The following is an 870-nucleotide window of genomic DNA, read 5'->3' on the forward strand; positions in this document are numbered from 1 at the left end:
CTTCGACACTACTAACAGCTGCAATGGCACCATAAACTGTAGCAGAAATCGCAACTCCGAACGCTCCACCTAGTGAGCTTGCCATTTTGTAAACCCCTGCTGCTGCTCCAACTTTATCAGGAGGAGAATTAGATACAGAAGTATCTGTAGAAGGGGTTGCGTATATTCCAAGTCCAAGACCGAATAAAGCAAATCCAATGAATACGGCAACAGTATAGGAAAAACCAGGTAAGAATGTTAAGCCCATTAGTGCACAACCAACTGTCGTTATTATAGCTCCCCAAATCATTGGAGATTTTGCCCCGGATTTTTGTAAAATTTTCTCACCAACACGAATCATTGCAAGTACTGCTATTAAATACCCGATTGATAACAGTCCAGATTGGAAAGCCGTAAATCCGCGACCAACTTGAACATAAGTATTAGCAACCACTAGTGTTCCAGCTACAGCGTTTAACAAGAAATTGGAATATGTGGCTCCTGCGTATGGTTTATTTTTAAATAAAGAGAAGTCAATTAGAGCTATGTCATTATTTCTTTCCACTTTGACGAATACGATAATCCCAATGATTGTGATAACCGCACAGACTAATGTAATAGTACTTGTCCAACCCCAATCTGCTCCGCGAGTAATGAAAAGGTTTAATGCAAGCATCGTAATGATAAAAATAACTAATCCGGTATAGTCAAATTTAAAAGCACCAGTTGATTCTGCTTTACTTTCTGGAGTGTCTTTAATAAGCCACATCGCAAGAAGAGCGAAAATAATCGAAAAGATGAAAATCCATCTCCAGCCCATATATGTTGCTATGGCACCACCAGCAAGTGAACAAACACCTGAGCCGCCCCAAGAACCAATGGACCAGAAAC

Annotated in this window: 1 protein-coding gene; it reads right to left on the reverse strand. The window is 40.3% G+C overall.

The features are described from left to right. Positions 1-870 (reverse strand): MFS transporter (locus tag AC1DUW_RS30760; protein WP_477644443.1); only part of this gene is annotated, 870 nt, incomplete at both ends.

The organism is Peribacillus sp. P4_C12 (genome assembly GCF_056402095.1).